We start from the raw sequence: 15,397 nt of genomic DNA, 5'->3' as shown, positions 1-15,397 counted from the left end.
GCCGAAACAAGACAGTCCGTGGGGTGGTGACCGAACCGTTCAGGAGCGGCGCTGGAGATCGGCCCGCTCCTCGGCGAGAATCGCCCCATCCACCGGGCACACCTGCAGGCAGATGCCGCAATCAATGCAGGTGTCGAAATCGATCCAGTAAAACTCTGTGCCCTTCTTGTTGCGCCCTCGGCCGGGTTGAATGCAAGCCACCGGGCAGGCATCGACGCAGTCGGCAATCCCCTCGCAGACATCGGTGACGATTGTGTGGGCCATGCCGTGACTCAAGCAACGACAACTTTAGGCACCAAGCCAGACCAGGTCGTCGCATTGCCGGTCCCGTAGCCGCTGCTCCGCCTCCGTGCGGTCGCTGCAGGGTTCCAGTGCCAGTTCGGCCTGGTGACCCTGGCCATGCAGGCGACGTTGCTCAGCGATCGCTTCCTCCAGGCGCTGGTTGGGGCCATGGCATACCAGCACCCGGCGCTCCGATGCAGCGGAGGCGGCCAGGGAGTAGGGCAGATCGCGGATGTCATCGAGACAGAAGCTGAAGCCAACACCCGCTCCATCACCGCCTCTGGCGCCGAAGCGTTTCACCAGGCCGTCGTAGCGACCACCCCGGGCCACCACCACGGGCGCTGACTGTCCCTGGCAGATCAGCTGAAACACCAGCCCGTCATAGAGGCCGTAATGGGATTGGAAGCTCGGATCCAGCTGCAGGGTGACGCCCTGCTCCTGGGCCAGGGGTGTCAGGTGCTCAAACAGGCGCTCCAGTTCGCTCAGGGAGGGTTGAGGCCCGAACAATCGCTTCAGGGTTTCGAGCACGGTGTTCGGTTCACCCCGCAGATCCATCAGGCGTGTCAACCGCTCCATGGTGGTGGTATCCAGATCCAGGGCCTCAAGGCTGAGGCGGTCGTAGCGCATCAGGGCGATGCGGATCGCTTCCCGTTCCGGGCTGCGGAAGGGGGCCAGAATCAGGGTCATCAGGTCGGCATGGCCCAGCAGCAGCCGCACCTGCGGATCGCCCTGAAGATCGAGGCTGGCGAGGGCATCCATCAACAGCGTCAGCAGCTCCAGTTCGGCGCTGATCGCGTTGGCACCGAAGAGTTCCACACCGCTGTGCAGTTTCTCTTCAATGCACTGGCGGCCCTCATCGGCCTGGCGGTTTTCAAATACCGTGCCCGACGCCCACAGCCGCAGGGGCCGGCTGCGCTTGGCAAAGCGGGTGCTGGCTGCCCGGGCGATGGAAGCCGTCATCTCCGGCCTGAGACCGAGAGGTTCATCTGCCACCAGTCGCACGATGTCTTCACTGGCGATGCCGCCGCCGGCTTTGAGGGTGTCGAGCCGCTCCACCCGTGGTGGCGCCACTTCCTCGTAGCCCCAACGGCGATACACCGCCGCAAGGCGCTCCCTGAGCCGATGGTTGTGTTCGACCTGCTGGGGATTCAGATCGCGGGCTCCCGCCGCCGGTTGAAGGGCCATCGCGATCGGTCCACTGGGCCTTCTCAGGATCCCATGGCCCCCAGCGCTGCCGCCCCATAGCTGGCCCCATCCAGGGGGGCGATGCCGGCCAGGCACTGCCGCAGCGGGGCATGCAGACCTGGCCCCGCCGCCACGATCCGACCCTCGTGGAGATCGAACGGGGCGTCGCCGTAGCCGCTCACCACACCACCGGCCAACTCCACCAGAGCCACGCCGGCCGCCAGATCCCAGGGGGCCAGTCCCCGTTCCCAGTAGCCATCCACAAGTCCTGCAGCCACAAAGGCCAGGTCCACCGCCGCTGCGCCGCCCCGTCTCACACCCCGACTCTGGTGCGTCAACGTGCAGAACTCGGCGTAGTTGTTGTCGAGGCGGCTGTGACGGTCGTAGGCAAAGCCAGTGACCAGCAGGGAATCCTGCAGGCTGGTGCAGTCGCTCACATGGATGGGGACGTCGTTGCAGAGGGCGCCGAGGCCAGGGCCACCGTGATAGGTCTGCTTCAGGTAGGGAACGGCGATGGCTCCCAGCAGGGGCTGACCCTCCAGGGTCAGCCCCACGGACGTGGCGAAAAAGGGATAACCGTGGGCGAAGTTGGTGGTGCCATCGAGCGGGTCGACGACCCATTGCAGACCCTGGTTCGGGCCACTGAGCCCCGATTCCTCCGCCAGGATGCCGACCTCAGGCGTGCGCTGCCGCAGCAATCCCAGAACTTCGGCTTCGGCTGCCAGGTCGGCCTCCGTCACCAGATCGCCGATGCGTCCCTTGCTGCGGATCGAGGTGAGTTGACCGTAATGGGTCATCAGCACGGCGCCGCCCAGCTCGGCAGCCTGGCGCGCAATCGCGTGCAGATCATTGATCTGTTGCTGGTCCATCCCGTCAGTCCTCATCCAGCGGCAGCCCCGGGCGCACCTGTCCCCGTCCGAAGTGACGCCCGAACTGGAGGTCATAGACCTCATCTTCATCCTGGGTTTCGGCCTCCAGCGGTCCCACCGCCCGCGCCACGCAGAGCAGGCCATAACCTTTTGCACGCAACTCCTTCGAAAGGCCCATCGCTTCGCGTTGGTCGAGTTCACCGCTCAGCACGCGCACAGCGCAGGCGGTGCAGCAGCCATTCCGACAGGAGAAGGGCAGCGGATCACCCTGCGCTTCGAAGCTTTTGAGGATGTACTCCCCCTCAGGCACCTCATGGGTGATCGTGCGATGCGCCTGACGCCAATGAATTGTGACCCGATGGCTGCGTGACATGGCTGCTGGTGAGGGAACGCCCTGCTACATTCTCACTTGCCACACCCAGCCTCTGGAGAGGTGGCCGAGTGGTCGAAGGCGCAGCACTGGAAATGCTGTATAGGGGCAACTCTATCGAGGGTTCGAATCCCTCCCTCTCCGTTGCAGGATCCGGCCCAAGAGGCCGGTTTTTTTTGCTAACGACCGGATTATTGCCATCAAAAAGCCCCGCTGCTGGAGCGGGGCTTGGCAGGGCGATCTGGATCAACCGAAGCGGCCAGACACGTAATCCTGGGTGGCTTGTTGGGTGGGGGCGTTGAAAATCTTCTCGGTTTCGTTGAATTCCACCAGGTAACCCACCTTGCCGGACCCTCCTTCCTGGGCCTCGGCGTTGTAGAAGGCGGTCATGTCGCTGACGCGAACGGCCTGTTGCATGTTGTGGGTCACGATCACGATCGTGAAGCTCTTCTTGAGCTCATGCATGGTTTCCTCGATCTTCAGGGTGGAGATCGGGTCGAGGGCCGAGCAGGGCTCGTCCATCAGAATCACTTCGGGTTGGATGGCGATCGTGCGGGCGATGCAGAGGCGCTGTTGCTGGCCTCCGGAGAGGGAATAGCCACTCTCATTGAGCTTGTCCTTGCACTCATCCCACACGGCGGCCTGGCGCAGGGAGCGCTCGACCAACTCATCCATGTCGCCGGTGTAGCCGTTGATCCTTGCCCCGAAGGCGATGTTTTCGTAGATGCTCTTGGGGAAGGGGTTCGGCTGCTGGAACACCATGCCGATGCGCCTGCGCACCTCCACAGGATCGACGTTGGGGTCATAGAGGTCGGCCCCGTCGAAAACCACCCTTCCCTTGAGTGAGCAGCCTTCAATCAGGTCATTCATGCGGTTCAGGGCCCGCAGCACGGTGGATTTACCGCAACCGGATGGGCCGATGAAGGCGGTGACCTTGCCGCGGGGGATGTCGCAGAAGACGTTGCGGACAGCTTCATAGCTGCCGTAGCTGATCGTGACGTTCTGCAGGGAGATGCAGGTATCTTCTGACACCTGCTGGCTGGGAATGGCAGTGGAGAGAGTCATGACCCTGGAGGGTGATTGGTAGAGGTGTCAGAGAAGGGGGTGCCGAAGCGACCGTTCGGGATGCCGATTACTTGGCAGCAAATCGACCGAGCCAACGGGCGAAGAGGTTCATGGCGAGGATGAACATCACCAGAACGAACGAGGCTGCCCAGGCCAATTCGTTCTGGGCCTGGTAGGGCATGATCGCAAAGTTGTAGATCAGCACCGACAGGCTGGCGATCGGATTGAAAATTCCCTCCGGCCAGAAGGGAGAGAACAGGGCGGTGAAAATCAGTGGTGCCGTTTCACCGGCCGCACGGGCGATCGAGAGCACCACCCCCGTGGCGATCGGGGTGAAGGCCGTCGGCAGTGTGATCCGCACGATCGTGACGAATCGGGAGGCGCCGACGCCAAGGGCACCCCTGCGCAGGTCGTCGGACACCAGCTTCAGGCCCTCGTCGGTGGTTTTGATCACCGTGGGCAGCATCAGGATCGAGAGGGCGATACCACCGGCGAGGGCGCTGTAGGAATTACCGAAGAAGATCCGAGTCGAAACAATGATGCCGTAGACGAACACACCGGCGATGATCGAGGGAACGCCGGAGAGCACGTTGGTGCCGAAGCGTATGAACTGAGCGAAGGATCCGCCCTTGGAATATTCCGCCAGGAAGATGCCTCCGCCCACACCCACCGGAATGGCAATCAGCCCGGCGATGATCGACACGATGATCGTGCCGATGATGGCGTTACCGATACCGCCGCCTTCCAGTCCCGGCGGCGGGGGCAGTTGGGTGAACAACGCCAGGCTGATCTTGCCGCCACCCATGATCAGCACGTAGGCCAACACCAGCACGAGGGGAAGCACGCAGATGGCCGAAAACAGCCCGGCAATCAAGGTGAGCAGGCGACTCAGCAGGTTGCGTTGCAAGCCCGGCTTGTAGCTGAGATCGGGAATCGGACGGGCGGAACTGGAAACAGTCATGATCTCAATCAGTACTTGAGGCTGAGACGCTTCACCAACCACTGGGCGCACACGTTGACCGCCAGGGTCAACACGATCAGCACAAAGGCGGCATACATCAACGACGACACCTGGCTGCCATCAGCTTCACCGAATTGGTTCGCCAACATGGCTGCAATCGTGTTGCCGGGGGCCAGGAGCGACCAGCTGAAATTGTTGGAATTGCCGATGATCATGGTCACGGCCATGGTTTCGCCCATAGCGCGACCCAGGGCGAGCATCACACCACCAACGATCCCGGACACGGCAGCCGGCAGGATCACGTTGAGAATGGCGCCCCAACGGGTGGTGCCGACGCCATAGGCGGCTTGCCGCAGCTTGATCGGCACCTGATTGAGGGAATCGCGGGCGATGGCGGTGATGATCGGCAGAACCATCACCACGAGAATCAAAATCGCCGGCGCCATGCCAGGACCCATCGGAGCGGTGCTGAGAAAGGGCAGCCAACCGAAGGCCTGATTCAGCCAGGTGAGGAAGGGCCGAATGAAGGGCTCAAGCACGAAGATGGCCCAGAGGCCCAGCACGACCGAGGGGATCGCCGCCAGAAGTTCCACCATCACGCCGATCACATTGCGGATTCGGGGTGGAATGATGTTTTCGGTGATGAACACAGCCGTTCCCACGCCGAGGGGCACGGCAATCGCCAGTGACAACAACGACGTGACAATCGTGCCGTAAATGGCGGTGAAGGCACCGTATTCATCGTCGACCGGATTCCAGTTGGAGGTCACCAGGAACTTCCAGCCGTAACGGCCCATGGATTCCAGGGAACCCCAGAACACCACCACGAGGATGGCGAACAGCACGATCGCCACCATCGAGGCCAGCGCGATCGCCAGATTCTTGAAACTGACATCAACAAGCTTCTCGGAAGCCGGCCGACGCCTCAGGAGATACTGCTCTCCGGTATCGGGAGACATTCTGCTCAGCAACAAACCCCAGCAAACTAATGCTGGTAGGGGTGCCGGATCACTAAGGTCCCTTTAAAAGGGCGGGGATTGCCCTGTCCATGCTCGTCTGAACGCCAGCGGTGGCCTCGGTAGCGTGGGGTCGACCTTCAGGTGGTTATGGGCCGAATCGTCGGGATTGATCTGGGAACCACCAATTCCGTCGTGGCCGTGCTGGAGGCCGGTCGCCCCCAGGTGATCGCCAATGCCGAGGGGATGCGCACGACCCCTTCGGTGGTGGGCTACACGAAAGAGGGTGAGTTGCTGGTGGGGCAGGCCGCCCGTCGCCAGCTGGTGCTCAACCCCCGCAACAGCTTCGCCAACCTCAAACGCTTCGTGGGGCGCGCCTGGGATGAGCTCGATGACTCCAGCCTCTCGGTGCCTTACACGATCCGCGCCAATGACCGCGGCAATGTGCGGGTCGCCTGCCCCCAGATGGAGCGGGAGTATGCGCCGGAAGAACTGGTGGCCGCAATCCTGCGCAAGCTAGTGGACGATGCCTCCACCTATTTAGGTGAACCGATCGAAGCCGCGGTGATCACCGTTCCCGCCTACTTCGACGACGCCCAGCGTCAGGCCACCCGGGATGCGGGGCGCCTGGCCGGCCTCGAGGTGGAGCGGATCCTCAACGAACCCACAGCGGCAGCCCTCGCCTACGGCTTCGACCGCAGCGCGGTGAAACGGGTGCTCGTGTTCGACCTGGGCGGCGGCACGTTCGATGTGTCGTTGCTGCGGATCGCGAACGGCGTGTTTGATGTGAAAGCCACCAATGGCGACACCCAGCTGGGCGGCAACGATTTTGACCAGCGCATCGTCGACTGGTTGGCCGCTGCGTTCCAGGAGCAGCACGGCATCGACCTGCGCCGGGATCGCCAGGCGCTGCAACGCCTGACCGAGGCGGCGGAAAAGGCGAAGCAGGAGCTCTCCGGAGTGGCCAGCACGCCCATCTCCCTGCCCTTCATCGCCACCGGTGCGGATGGCCCTCTGCACATCGAAACCCGGCTGGATCGCACCACATTCGAAGCCCTCTGCCCCGATCTGCTCGACCGCCTGCTGCTCCCGGTGCAGGCGGCTCTGCGCGACTCCGGCTGGGCCGCCGAAGATGTGGACGATGTGGTGCTCGTTGGTGGCAGCACCCGGATGCCGATGGTGCAACAGCTGGTGCGCACCCTGATTCCCCACGACCCCTGCCAGTCGGTCAATCCCGATGAAGTCGTGGCGATCGGTGCAGCGGTGCAGGCCGGGATTCTCACCGGTGAACTGCGCGATTTGCTGCTCAATGATGTGACGCCCCTCTCGCTTGGCCTGGAGACCGTGGGCGGGCTGATGAAGGTGCTGATCCCCCGCAATACGCCGATTCCGGTGCGGCAATCCGATGTGTTCAGCACCTCGGAGCCGAATCAATCCTCGGTGGAGATTCATGTGTGGCAGGGCGAGCGACAGATGGCGGCCGACAACAAATCCCTCGGACGCTTCCGCCTTTCCGGCATTCCGCCGGCGCCCCGCGGTGTGCCCCAGATCCAGGTGGCCTTTGATATCGATGCCAATGGCATCCTTCAGGTCAGTGCCACCGACCGCACCACGGGCCGGAAGCAATCGGTCACGATTCAGGGTGGCTCCACCCTCAACGAAGACGAACTGCAGGCCCTGCTCAAGGAGGCGGAGGAGCGGGCCGACGAGGATCGGCGCAAGCGGGCCGGGATCGAACGGCGCAACCGAGCCCTCACTCTGGTGGCCCAGGCGGAGCGTCGCTTGCGGGACGCGGCGCTGGAGCTGGGTCCCTACGGCGCTGAACGGCAGCAGCGCGCTGTGGAAATGGCCATGCGCGATGTGCAGGACACGCTCGAACAGGGGGATCTGCAGGAGCTTGAACTGAGCGTGAGTGCCCTGGAGGAGGCGCTGTTCGGACTCAACCGACGCCTTTCGGCGGAACGGCGCAGTGAGGCCAGCCCCTTGCAGGGCATCCGCAACACGCTCGGGTCGCTGAAGGATGAGCTCTTCGCCGATGACGACTGGGATGACGATCCCTGGGCGGCACCGCGTGGCCGGCCATCCGCTCGCTACGGCCCGACCCGACAAGGCTTCGACCCCTGGGACGATGACCCTTACCGCTGAAACGGATTACTGGGCGCTGCTCGGTCTTCCTCCGGACAGCGACAGCCAGGCCCTCAAGCGAGCCTTCCGGCGGGAAGCCCGTCGGTGGCACCCCGATCTCAATGGCAACGACGTTCGGGCCGAGGAACGCTTCAAGTTGGTCAATGAGGCCTATGCGGTGCTCAGCGACCCGAGGCGTCGCCAGGCCTGGGAGTCGCGTCAGCAGGGGGGCGCGGCAGACCCCGGTGCGGATCCCTTCGCCAGCGGCTTTCCCAGTTTTGAGCACTACCTCGCCGTGGTGCTCGGCATGGCCGAGCCAGAACCGACGGATCGATCGGAACCGGAGCTGGAGACGCATGCCGATTGGCCCGCTGCCACACCACCGCCGCCCCCTCCCCCGGTCCAGGCCGCTGAAAGTCTGGAAACCGATGTGTGGCTCAGCCCTGATCAGGCGCTGCACGGCACCGCCGTGGAACTGGAGCTGGCCGACGGCACGCTGGTGGAGGTGCAGACTCCACCAAGGGCCGGAGATGGTTGGCGTCTGCGCCTGGCGGGGGTAACGCCGGGCGGGGGTGATCACTTTCTGCACCTGCGCGTGCAGACCGACGAGGGCCTGCGCATTGAGGGTTTGCGGGTGCTGTATCGCCTCGAACTGCTGCCCCCGGACGCGGCGCTCGGATGCGCCGTGGAGGTGCCCACCCTGCGTGGCCCGGTGACCCTTCAGGTGCCGCCGGGCTCCTCCAGCGGCCGTTTGCTCCGGTTGCGCGGCCGGGGTCTCGAGCTGGATGGTCAGCGTGGTGATCAGTTGGTGGAAATCGTGGTGGTGATCCCGTCGGCGTTGACGGAGGCGGAACGGGCCCTCTATCGACGGCTTCAGGAGCTGGCCCTGGAGGAGTGAGCGCCGGCCGGTGCCAAACTGCCTGCGCTTTGCCAACAGCCATGCTCGTTCACGTGCTGCTTTACGACGCCGGCGGTGAAAGTGAAGGGATCCATTCGCTCGAACTGGCTGGATCCACCGTGGTGTTGATGTTCGAGAACCGGGATGACGCGGAGCGCTATGCCGGTCTGCTCGAGGCCCAGGATTTCCCTGTGCCCAGTCTGGAGGCGATCGAACGGGACGACATCGAGATCTTCTGCCGGGAGGCTGGTTACGTGGCGCGGTTTGTGGAAAGTGGTTTCGTCCCCAAAACCGACGAGGAGCGGCTGTTGTTGTCGCCGCCCACGGCCAACCGGGATTTGACGGGCTGGCAGGACGCCGAACCCGTCGCGCCCTCCGATGAATCGGCCCAGCTGGAGGCGTTTCGCCGTCAGCTTGAAAATCTGCTCTGAGGAGCCATCTGATGACGTCCATTTCAGCCTCGGAAGACCGCGGCCATCTGATGACGGAGCAGGCCAATCCGCGCAGTCACGCTCTCGATCGCCTCAGCACCGCAGACCTGGTCGATCTGTTTGTCACGGAGGATCGTCGCCCCCAGGAGGCGGTGGCCGGCGCCGCCCCGGCCCTCGCCGAGGCGATTGATCAGATCGCTGATCGGCTGCGCCAGGGTGGCCGGCTCTTCTATGTGGGCGCCGGCACGTCCGGACGGCTCGGGGTGCTGGATGCGGCTGAATGTCCCCCCACGTTCTGCAGCCCGCCGGAGCTGGTGCAGGGCGTGCTCGCCGGTGGTACACCGGCGTTGCTGCGCAGTTCGGAGGGTTTGGAGGATCAGCGCGATGCCGGAGCCGAGGCTCTGCGTGATCGCAGCGTCAGCGCGGCCGATTGTGTGGTGGGCATTGCTGCGGGCGGCACCACGCCCTACGTGCACGGGGCGCTCGCGTTCGCCGGTTCCCTCGGCGCACTCACGATCGGCATGGCCTGTGTCCCCAGCGCCCAGGCAGTGTTGCCCTGCGCGATCGACATCCGTCTGCTCACGGGGCCGGAACTGCTCACCGGTTCGACCAGGCTCAAAGCCGGAACCGCCACCAAAATGGCTCTCAACATCCTCTCGACCGGCGTGATGGTGCGCCTGGGCAAGGTGTATGGCAACCGGATGGTGGATGTGGCCGCCAGCAACAGCAAGCTGGTGGACCGGGCCCTGCGCATGTTGCGTGATCTGGCAGGGGTGCCCCGCGAGGACGGGGAACGCTTGCTGCAGGCAGCGGGAGGCTCGGTGAAGCTCGCTTTGCTGATGGCCGCCACGGGCCTGGAGGCGGAGCCGGCGCGAGTCTGTCTGCGGGAGCACAACGAACAACTGCGGCCCGCGCTGACCTCCTGCGGCGCCGCGCTGGTGTCGCCCTAATCGGCGCTGGCGCTCGCCGTGTTGGCGCTCACCGTGCCCCAATAGGGGGCGGTGAACAGATCAAGTCGCTGCCTTGTTTCAGCGGGAACCGCCTCCGGCGCCGTCATCAGGGCGTCCTTGAGGGCTGTGTGGGCCACGGAATCGGGCCGCTGCTGCTTCAGAGACTCCATCAACTGATGGAGGATCGGACCGGTGGCCACCGCATTGGCGCGCAGATTGCCCACCACCATCTCCACCGACACGGCATCGTGGTCGTTGTGCCAGCAATCGAAGTCGGTGACCATGCTCAGGGAGGCGTAGGCGATTTCCGCCTCCCGTGCCAGTCGCGCTTCGGTGTGATTGGTCATGCCGATCACATCGCAGCCCCAGTTGCGGTACAGCTCGCTTTCCGCCCGGGTCGAGAACGCCGGCCCCTCCATGCAGAGGTAGGTGCCGCCCCGATGCAGGTGGTGCCCGGCTGGCATCTCCGCTTCGGCGGCGTTGGCGAGCAGGGAGCTGAGGCGGGAACAGAAGGGTTCCGCCAGGCTGACGTGGGCGACGCAACCCTCGCCGAAGAACGACTGGGGCCGCTGCATCGTTCGATCAATGAACTGGGAGGGCACCACCATGTCGCGGGGGCGCAGATGCTCCCGCAGGGAACCCACCGCCGAGACGGAGACCAGCCAGCGCACATTGAGGGAGCGCAGCGCCCAGATGTTGGCGCGATAGGGCACCTCACTCGGCAGCAGGTGATGGCCGCGCCCATGGCGGGCCAGAAACACCACATCCACGCCGTTGAGGCGACCGACCCGCAGGGGATCCGAGGGGCTGCCGAAGGGGGTGTCCACCACCACCTCCTCCACACCTGAAAGCCCGTCGATGGCATAGAGACCGCTGCCACCGATCACTCCCACCCGGGCCGCATCGAGGGGCGCCGTGCCTGCCGAAGCCTTCATTGGCTGATGTTGTCGTCGACGACCATCATCACCTGTTTAGGCTTGCTGTTTGCACAACTCACGCCTTGACGACTGTTCTGATGGAGACGGACGCTGGCCTGATCCGGCTGGAGATGTTCGATGCCGATGCTCCGAACACCGTGGCCAACTTCGTCAAACTGGCCCGCGACGGCTTTTACGACGGTCTTGCCTTCCATCGCGTTATCGATGGCTTCATGGCCCAGGGTGGCTGCCCCAACTCCCGTGAGGGTGCCAAGGGCATGCCCGGCACCGGCGGCCCTGGCTACACGATCGACTGTGAGATCAACAGCCGCAAGCATGTGCCCGGTGCTCTCTCGATGGCCCATGCCGGCAAAAACACCGGTGGCAGTCAGTTTTTCATCGTGCATGAGGCCCAGCCCCATCTCGATGGGGTCCACACCGTCTTCGGTCAGACCGGTGACATGGCCGTGGTGCTGGCTCTGAAGAACGGCTCCCGGATCACCAAGGTGAACGTCGAAGACTGACCAGCTTCCAAGACTGAGCACCGCCGCTGCGGGGTTCAGCTCCACTGAATCAGGGCGACGTCGTTGCTGCAGAGCGGCAATTCCGTGGCTCCGTTCCGCTCAGGCGAGCTGGTCCGCAGCTCCTCCAGCGGCCGTTCCTCTCGCTCCAGGGTCTGGGGCGGGTGGTTCAGCTGGTCTGGCCTTGATGTGTGATACAGGCCGATCCGGCGCGTGATCGGCCAGGTCGCCATGGCGCTCAGCAAACGCTTCAGTCGGCTGTCCAAGGGTTCCGCTTGGCTGGTCTGGCCCTCACCCGTTGCTTCAGCGCTTGCCTCCGCCAGCCGCCAGGCGAACTGGGGGCGTTCCCACAGGGCCAGCAGTCGGGGCGACTGCACGGGCACCAGCACCAATCCTTCGATCGCGGCGGCCTCCGAGGCCATGGCCAGAGGCTGCGGCAGGGCGTCCGCCGGCAGGGTACCGTCCCAGCAGATCACCGTGGAGGCCTCGTGGATCCAGTGGCCGAGCTTGTCCCGTTTCACAGCGAGGTAGTCGGCGTTGTGATCACCGGGTTCGATCACCAGGGGCACCCGTTCCACCACCTCGAGTCCGTATCCATCGAGGCCGGCGATCTTGCGCGGATTGTTGGTGAGTAGGCGCAGGCGGTGGATGCCCAGGTCGCTGAGGATCTGGGCCCCGACGCCGTAGTTGCGCAGATCCGCCGGAAAGCCCAGCTTCTCGTTCGCTTCCACCGTGTCGAGCCCGCCATCCTGCAGGCTGTAGGCCTTCAATTTGTTGATCAGGCCGATACCACGACCTTCCTGACGGAGATACACCACCACGCCTTCGCCTTCGGCTTCGATGCGGGCCAGGGCCGATTCCAGCTGGGGCCTGCAGTCGCAGCGCAGGGAGCCAAAGGCATCACCGGTGAGGCATTCGGAGTGCATCCGCACCAACACCGGTTCCTGCAGCTGTTGCGGATCGCCCTTGATGATCGCCACATGTTCACTGCCATCGAGTTCGTTGCGATAGCCGATCGCCTGGAAGCTGCCGAACAGGCTCGGCAGGGTGGCCTGGGCTTGGCGACGCACGAATCGCTCGTTGTTGAGGCGATAGCGAATCAGGTCGGCAATGCTGATCAGGCGCAGGTTCCACTGACGGGCGTAGTCGCGCAGTTCCGGCAGCCGCGCCATCGAGCCATCGGCGTTCTGGATTTCGCAGATCACCCCGGCGGGGATGAGGCCCGCCAACTGGGCCAGATCCACCGCGGCTTCGGTATGCCCCGCCCGTTTGAGCACCCCGCCCTGGCGTGCGCGCAGGGGAAAGATGTGGCCTGGGCGGCGCAGATCGGCCGGGCGGGCATCCGGACGTAGGGCGACCTGGATGGTGCGTGAGCGGTCGTCGGCGGAAATGCCCGTGCTCACGCCATGCTCCGGGCCGGCATCGATGCTCACCGTGAAGGCGGTCTGATTGGCATCGGTGTTGCGATCCACCATCAAGGGCAGATCGAGGGCGTCCAGGCGTTCCCCCTCCATCGCCAGGCAGATCAACCCCCGGGCATGGGTGGCCATGAAATTGATCTGATCCGGTGAGGCGAACTGGGCGGAACAGATCAGATCGCCTTCGTTCTCCCGACGTTCGTCATCGACAACAACGACACACTCTCCGTTGCGGATCGCCGCCAGGGCATCAGAAATCGAATCGAAGGAAATGGCTGTTGTTCGCGCTGTGGTCATTATCGACACCGTTACGATCGGCCGGCGTCCAGCCCGGCTCATGCAGAGCGTTACCCCCGCCCTTCCCGACACGCCCGTTGGCAGGGTTGCTGTGATCGGGGCGTCCGGATACGGCGGTTTGCAGACGCTTCGCCTGCTGCTGAACCATCCTGGCCTGGTGGTCACCTTTCTCGGTGGTGAACGCAGTGCCGGCCAACGCTGGAGTGAACTGTGTGCCTTTCTGCCCCTGGCGGATGACCCGATCGTCGAGAAGCCCGATCCGGATCGGATCGCCGAGCAGGCTGACTACGCCGTTCTGAGCCTTCCCAACGGTCTGGCCAGTGACCTGGTGCCGGCGTTGCTGGAGCGAGGTGTCCGGGTGGTGGATCTCTCCGCTGACTACCGCTATCGCTCACTGGAGCAATGGAGTCAGGTGTATGTGCAGGAGGCATCCCAGCGCCAGCGGCAGGATGCCGATCTCTGCGAGCAGGCCGTGTATGGATTGCCGGAATGGAATGGACCGGCGATCGCCACAGCGCCGCTTGTGGCCGCTCCCGGTTGTTTTCCCACCGCCAGTCTGTTGCCCCTGCTTCCCTTCCTCAAGCAGGGCCTGATTGAAACCGAAGGGCTGATCATCGATGCCAAAACCGGCACCTCCGGTGGTGGTCGGGCCGCCAAGGAAAACCTGCTCCTCTCGGAGGCGTCGGAATCGATCGCGCCCTATGGCGTGATCGGCCATCGCCACACCTCCGAGATCGAACAGCTCGCCAGCCAGGCCGCCGGGTGTGGCATCGAGCTGCAGTTCACACCCCATTTGGTGCCGATGGTGCGCGGTTTGCTGGCCACCGTGTATGGCCGCCTGCGCGACCCCGGCCTCACCGCTGAAGACTGCACCACCGTGCTGGAGGCTTTCTATCGCCATCACCCCTTCATCCGGGTGCTGCCTGTGGGCACCTACCCCGCAACGAAGTGGGTGCGCCACACCAATCTCTCCCTGCTGTCGGTGCAGGTGGATCAGCGCAACAGCCGTCTGGTGCTAATGAGCGCTGTCGACAACCTGATCAAGGGGCAGGCCGGTCAGGGGGTGCAGTGCCTCAACCTGATGGCGGGTCTGCCCGTGGCCACGGGCTTGCCTCTGGCACCCTTCTACCCCTGAGCGCGCCATCGCTGCGCGGCAAGCGCCACGGCCCAGGGCAGGAGTCGATGTTCCTGCACCCGGATCCGCGCCGCCAGCCGGGTGGGATCGTCGCCGGGAAGCACCGGGACGGCGGCCTGGGCCAACAGTGGACCGGAATCCACGTCTCCACAAACCAGGTGGGCGGAGCAGCCACTGATCGGTACACCGGCAGCCAGGGCCTGTCCCACCGCATCGAGGCCCCGAAAGCTGGGCAGCAGGGATGGATGCAGGTTGATCAGCCGTTGCGGGAAGGCCTCGATCAGCACCTTGGTGACGATGCGCATCCATCCCGCCATCACCACCGCTTCCACCGCATCGGCCTGGAAACTGGTCACCAGGGCACGATCGAGGTCCTCTCGCGTTTCGAAGTGTCGGTGGTCGTGCAGCACCCAGGGAATGCCGAGCCGATCCGCCCGCGCCTGGGCGCCGCAATCGGCCTTGTTCACCACCAGGCGCAGCAGCTGGGCCTGCAGCAGCCCCTGGCTGCAAGCCTGGGCCAGGGCCTCGAGATTGGTTCCCTCGCCTGAGGCCATCACCCCGAGGCGCAAGGGCGGATCGAACTGGGGCCAGCGGTCGATCGCCGGCACGAACAGAGAGGCTGAAGTCTGATCCCCGGGTTGCGCTGCCTGGCTAGGGTTCGAAAAAGCGGGCATTGGTTCATGTCCCATCTCTCCATCCTGCCCACCGTGCTCACCGACCTCGAGGGTCTGGCGGCAGCGTTGGAGGCTGAGGGCTACAGCGTCAGCCGAAACGGCACGGTGGCCACGCTCGCCTCCGGCGTCCTGCCCGTTGATCTGGTGGCGTCTCACCACGGTCGGCCCTGTTTTGCCTGGCGCCGCCCGTCGCCGGAGCAGCCCCTCGACCTTGTCACTGACCTGCAGCGCCAGGTGTGGAGTGCCGCGACCCAGCTGCGGCTGCGGAAGATCCTGCGGCGTTACGCCTTGATTCAGGCCTTGAACAGCGTCGACGCTCGCGCTGTCGTCAGCGTCGACTGAAG

The 15,397-nt window shown here is 64.5% G+C and carries 17 protein-coding genes and 1 tRNA gene; 8 read left to right on the top strand and 10 right to left on the bottom strand.

What is annotated here, in order from left to right; all coding sequences use genetic code 11:
- Positions 1–39 precede the first annotated feature (39 nt).
- The 4 genes from SynRS9909_RS07155 to SynRS9909_RS07140 are packed head-to-tail and all read right to left on the bottom strand — an operon-like array spanning position 40 to position 2,709.
- Positions 40–264 carry a ferredoxin family protein gene (locus SynRS9909_RS07155; RefSeq protein WP_007102453.1) on the bottom strand — a complete coding sequence of 75 codons (225 nt, stop codon included), beginning with the start codon at positions 262–264 and terminating at the stop codon, positions 40–42.
- Positions 265–288: 24 nt separating this feature from the next.
- Positions 289–1,467: an ATP phosphoribosyltransferase regulatory subunit gene (locus tag SynRS9909_RS07150; RefSeq protein WP_007102454.1), complete on the bottom strand. Its 1,179-nt coding sequence runs from the start codon at positions 1,465–1,467 to the stop codon at positions 289–291.
- Positions 1,468–1,490: 23 nt separating this feature from the next.
- Complete coding sequence (locus tag SynRS9909_RS07145; protein ID WP_038001348.1) at positions 1,491–2,351, bottom strand: inositol monophosphatase family protein; 861 nt, start codon at positions 2,349–2,351, stop codon at positions 1,491–1,493.
- On the bottom strand, positions 2,341–2,709 hold the full coding sequence (locus tag SynRS9909_RS07140) for a 2Fe-2S iron-sulfur cluster-binding protein (protein WP_007102456.1): 369 nt from the start codon (positions 2,707–2,709) through the stop codon (positions 2,341–2,343). Before SynRS9909_RS07140 ends, SynRS9909_RS07145 begins: the two co-directional genes overlap by 11 nt.
- 54 nt (positions 2,710–2,763) lie before the next feature.
- Between SynRS9909_RS07140 and SynRS9909_RS07135 the strand changes: the two genes are divergently transcribed.
- Positions 2,764–2,850 (top strand) — tRNA-Ser (locus tag SynRS9909_RS07135).
- Between the two features lie 102 nt (positions 2,851–2,952).
- Here SynRS9909_RS07135 and pstB read toward each other — a convergent pair.
- From pstB to pstC, 3 genes are all read right to left on the bottom strand, one after another.
- Positions 2,953–3,771 (bottom strand): phosphate ABC transporter ATP-binding protein PstB, encoded by an 819-nt coding sequence (gene pstB / locus SynRS9909_RS07130; protein WP_007102457.1) that lies wholly within the window; start codon positions 3,769–3,771, stop codon positions 2,953–2,955.
- A gap of 67 nt (positions 3,772–3,838) precedes the next feature.
- Positions 3,839–4,732 carry a phosphate ABC transporter permease PstA gene (gene pstA / locus SynRS9909_RS07125; protein ID WP_007102458.1) on the bottom strand — a complete coding sequence of 298 codons (894 nt, stop codon included), beginning with the start codon at positions 4,730–4,732 and terminating at the stop codon, positions 3,839–3,841.
- A gap of 8 nt (positions 4,733–4,740) precedes the next feature.
- On the bottom strand, positions 4,741–5,691 hold the full coding sequence (gene pstC, locus SynRS9909_RS07120) for a phosphate ABC transporter permease subunit PstC (protein WP_007102459.1): 951 nt from the start codon (positions 5,689–5,691) through the stop codon (positions 4,741–4,743).
- A gap of 147 nt (positions 5,692–5,838) precedes the next feature.
- Here pstC and dnaK point away from each other — a divergent pair, with 147 nt between their 5' ends.
- The 4 genes from dnaK to murQ are packed head-to-tail and all read left to right on the top strand — an operon-like array spanning position 5,839 to position 10,091.
- Positions 5,839–7,833: a molecular chaperone DnaK gene (gene dnaK, locus SynRS9909_RS07115; RefSeq protein ID WP_007102460.1), complete on the top strand. Its 1,995-nt coding sequence runs from the start codon at positions 5,839–5,841 to the stop codon at positions 7,831–7,833.
- Positions 7,817–8,710, top strand: coding sequence for a DnaJ C-terminal domain-containing protein (locus tag SynRS9909_RS07110; protein WP_007102461.1), 894 nt, complete (start codon positions 7,817–7,819; stop codon positions 8,708–8,710). Before dnaK ends, SynRS9909_RS07110 begins: the two co-directional genes overlap by 17 nt.
- A gap of 41 nt (positions 8,711–8,751) precedes the next feature.
- On the top strand, positions 8,752–9,141 hold the full coding sequence (locus tag SynRS9909_RS07105; RefSeq protein ID WP_007102462.1) for a DUF3110 domain-containing protein: 390 nt from the start codon (positions 8,752–8,754) through the stop codon (positions 9,139–9,141).
- Between the two features lie 11 nt (positions 9,142–9,152).
- Complete coding sequence (gene murQ / locus SynRS9909_RS07100; RefSeq protein ID WP_038001349.1) at positions 9,153–10,091, top strand: N-acetylmuramic acid 6-phosphate etherase; 939 nt, start codon at positions 9,153–9,155, stop codon at positions 10,089–10,091.
- Here the strand turns inward: murQ and mtnP are convergent.
- Positions 10,088–11,026: an S-methyl-5'-thioadenosine phosphorylase gene (mtnP, locus tag SynRS9909_RS07095; RefSeq protein WP_007102464.1), complete on the bottom strand. Its 939-nt coding sequence runs from the start codon at positions 11,024–11,026 to the stop codon at positions 10,088–10,090. The genes murQ and mtnP overlap by 4 nt on opposite strands.
- An 80-nt stretch (positions 11,027–11,106) precedes the next feature.
- On the opposite strand from mtnP, the gene SynRS9909_RS07090 reads away from it, so the two are divergent.
- Positions 11,107–11,532 carry a peptidylprolyl isomerase gene (locus tag SynRS9909_RS07090; RefSeq protein WP_038001350.1) on the top strand — a complete coding sequence of 142 codons (426 nt, stop codon included), beginning with the start codon at positions 11,107–11,109 and terminating at the stop codon, positions 11,530–11,532.
- A 35-nt stretch (positions 11,533–11,567) separates the two neighbouring features.
- Here SynRS9909_RS07090 and ribBA read toward each other — a convergent pair whose 3' ends face one another.
- Entirely contained in the window at positions 11,568–13,244 is a 1,677-nt protein-coding gene (ribBA, locus tag SynRS9909_RS07085; RefSeq protein ID WP_007102466.1) for a bifunctional 3,4-dihydroxy-2-butanone-4-phosphate synthase/GTP cyclohydrolase II, read from the bottom strand.
- Between the two features lie 40 nt (positions 13,245–13,284).
- Here ribBA and argC point away from each other — a divergent pair, with 40 nt between their 5' ends.
- The gene (argC, locus tag SynRS9909_RS07080; protein ID WP_050752531.1) at positions 13,285–14,379 is read left to right on the top strand and encodes an N-acetyl-gamma-glutamyl-phosphate reductase; all 1,095 of its coding nucleotides are present in this window, start codon (positions 13,285–13,287) and stop codon (positions 14,377–14,379) included.
- Here argC and purN read toward each other — a convergent pair.
- Positions 14,370–15,053: a phosphoribosylglycinamide formyltransferase gene (gene purN / locus SynRS9909_RS07075; protein ID WP_038001353.1), complete on the bottom strand. Its 684-nt coding sequence runs from the start codon at positions 15,051–15,053 to the stop codon at positions 14,370–14,372. The genes argC and purN overlap by 10 nt on opposite strands.
- Positions 15,054–15,059: 6 nt before the next feature.
- On the opposite strand from purN, the gene SynRS9909_RS07070 reads away from it, so the two are divergent.
- The gene (locus SynRS9909_RS07070; protein WP_007102469.1) at positions 15,060–15,395 is read left to right on the top strand and encodes a hypothetical protein; all 336 of its coding nucleotides are present in this window, start codon (positions 15,060–15,062) and stop codon (positions 15,393–15,395) included.
- The last annotated feature ends 2 nt before the right edge of the window (positions 15,396–15,397 follow it).

This window comes from Synechococcus sp. RS9909 (assembly GCF_014279595.1).
Taxonomy (GTDB): Bacteria; Cyanobacteriota; Cyanobacteriia; order PCC-6307; family Cyanobiaceae; genus Synechococcus_C.
This window is presented reverse-complemented; position numbering and strand designations above follow the sequence as displayed.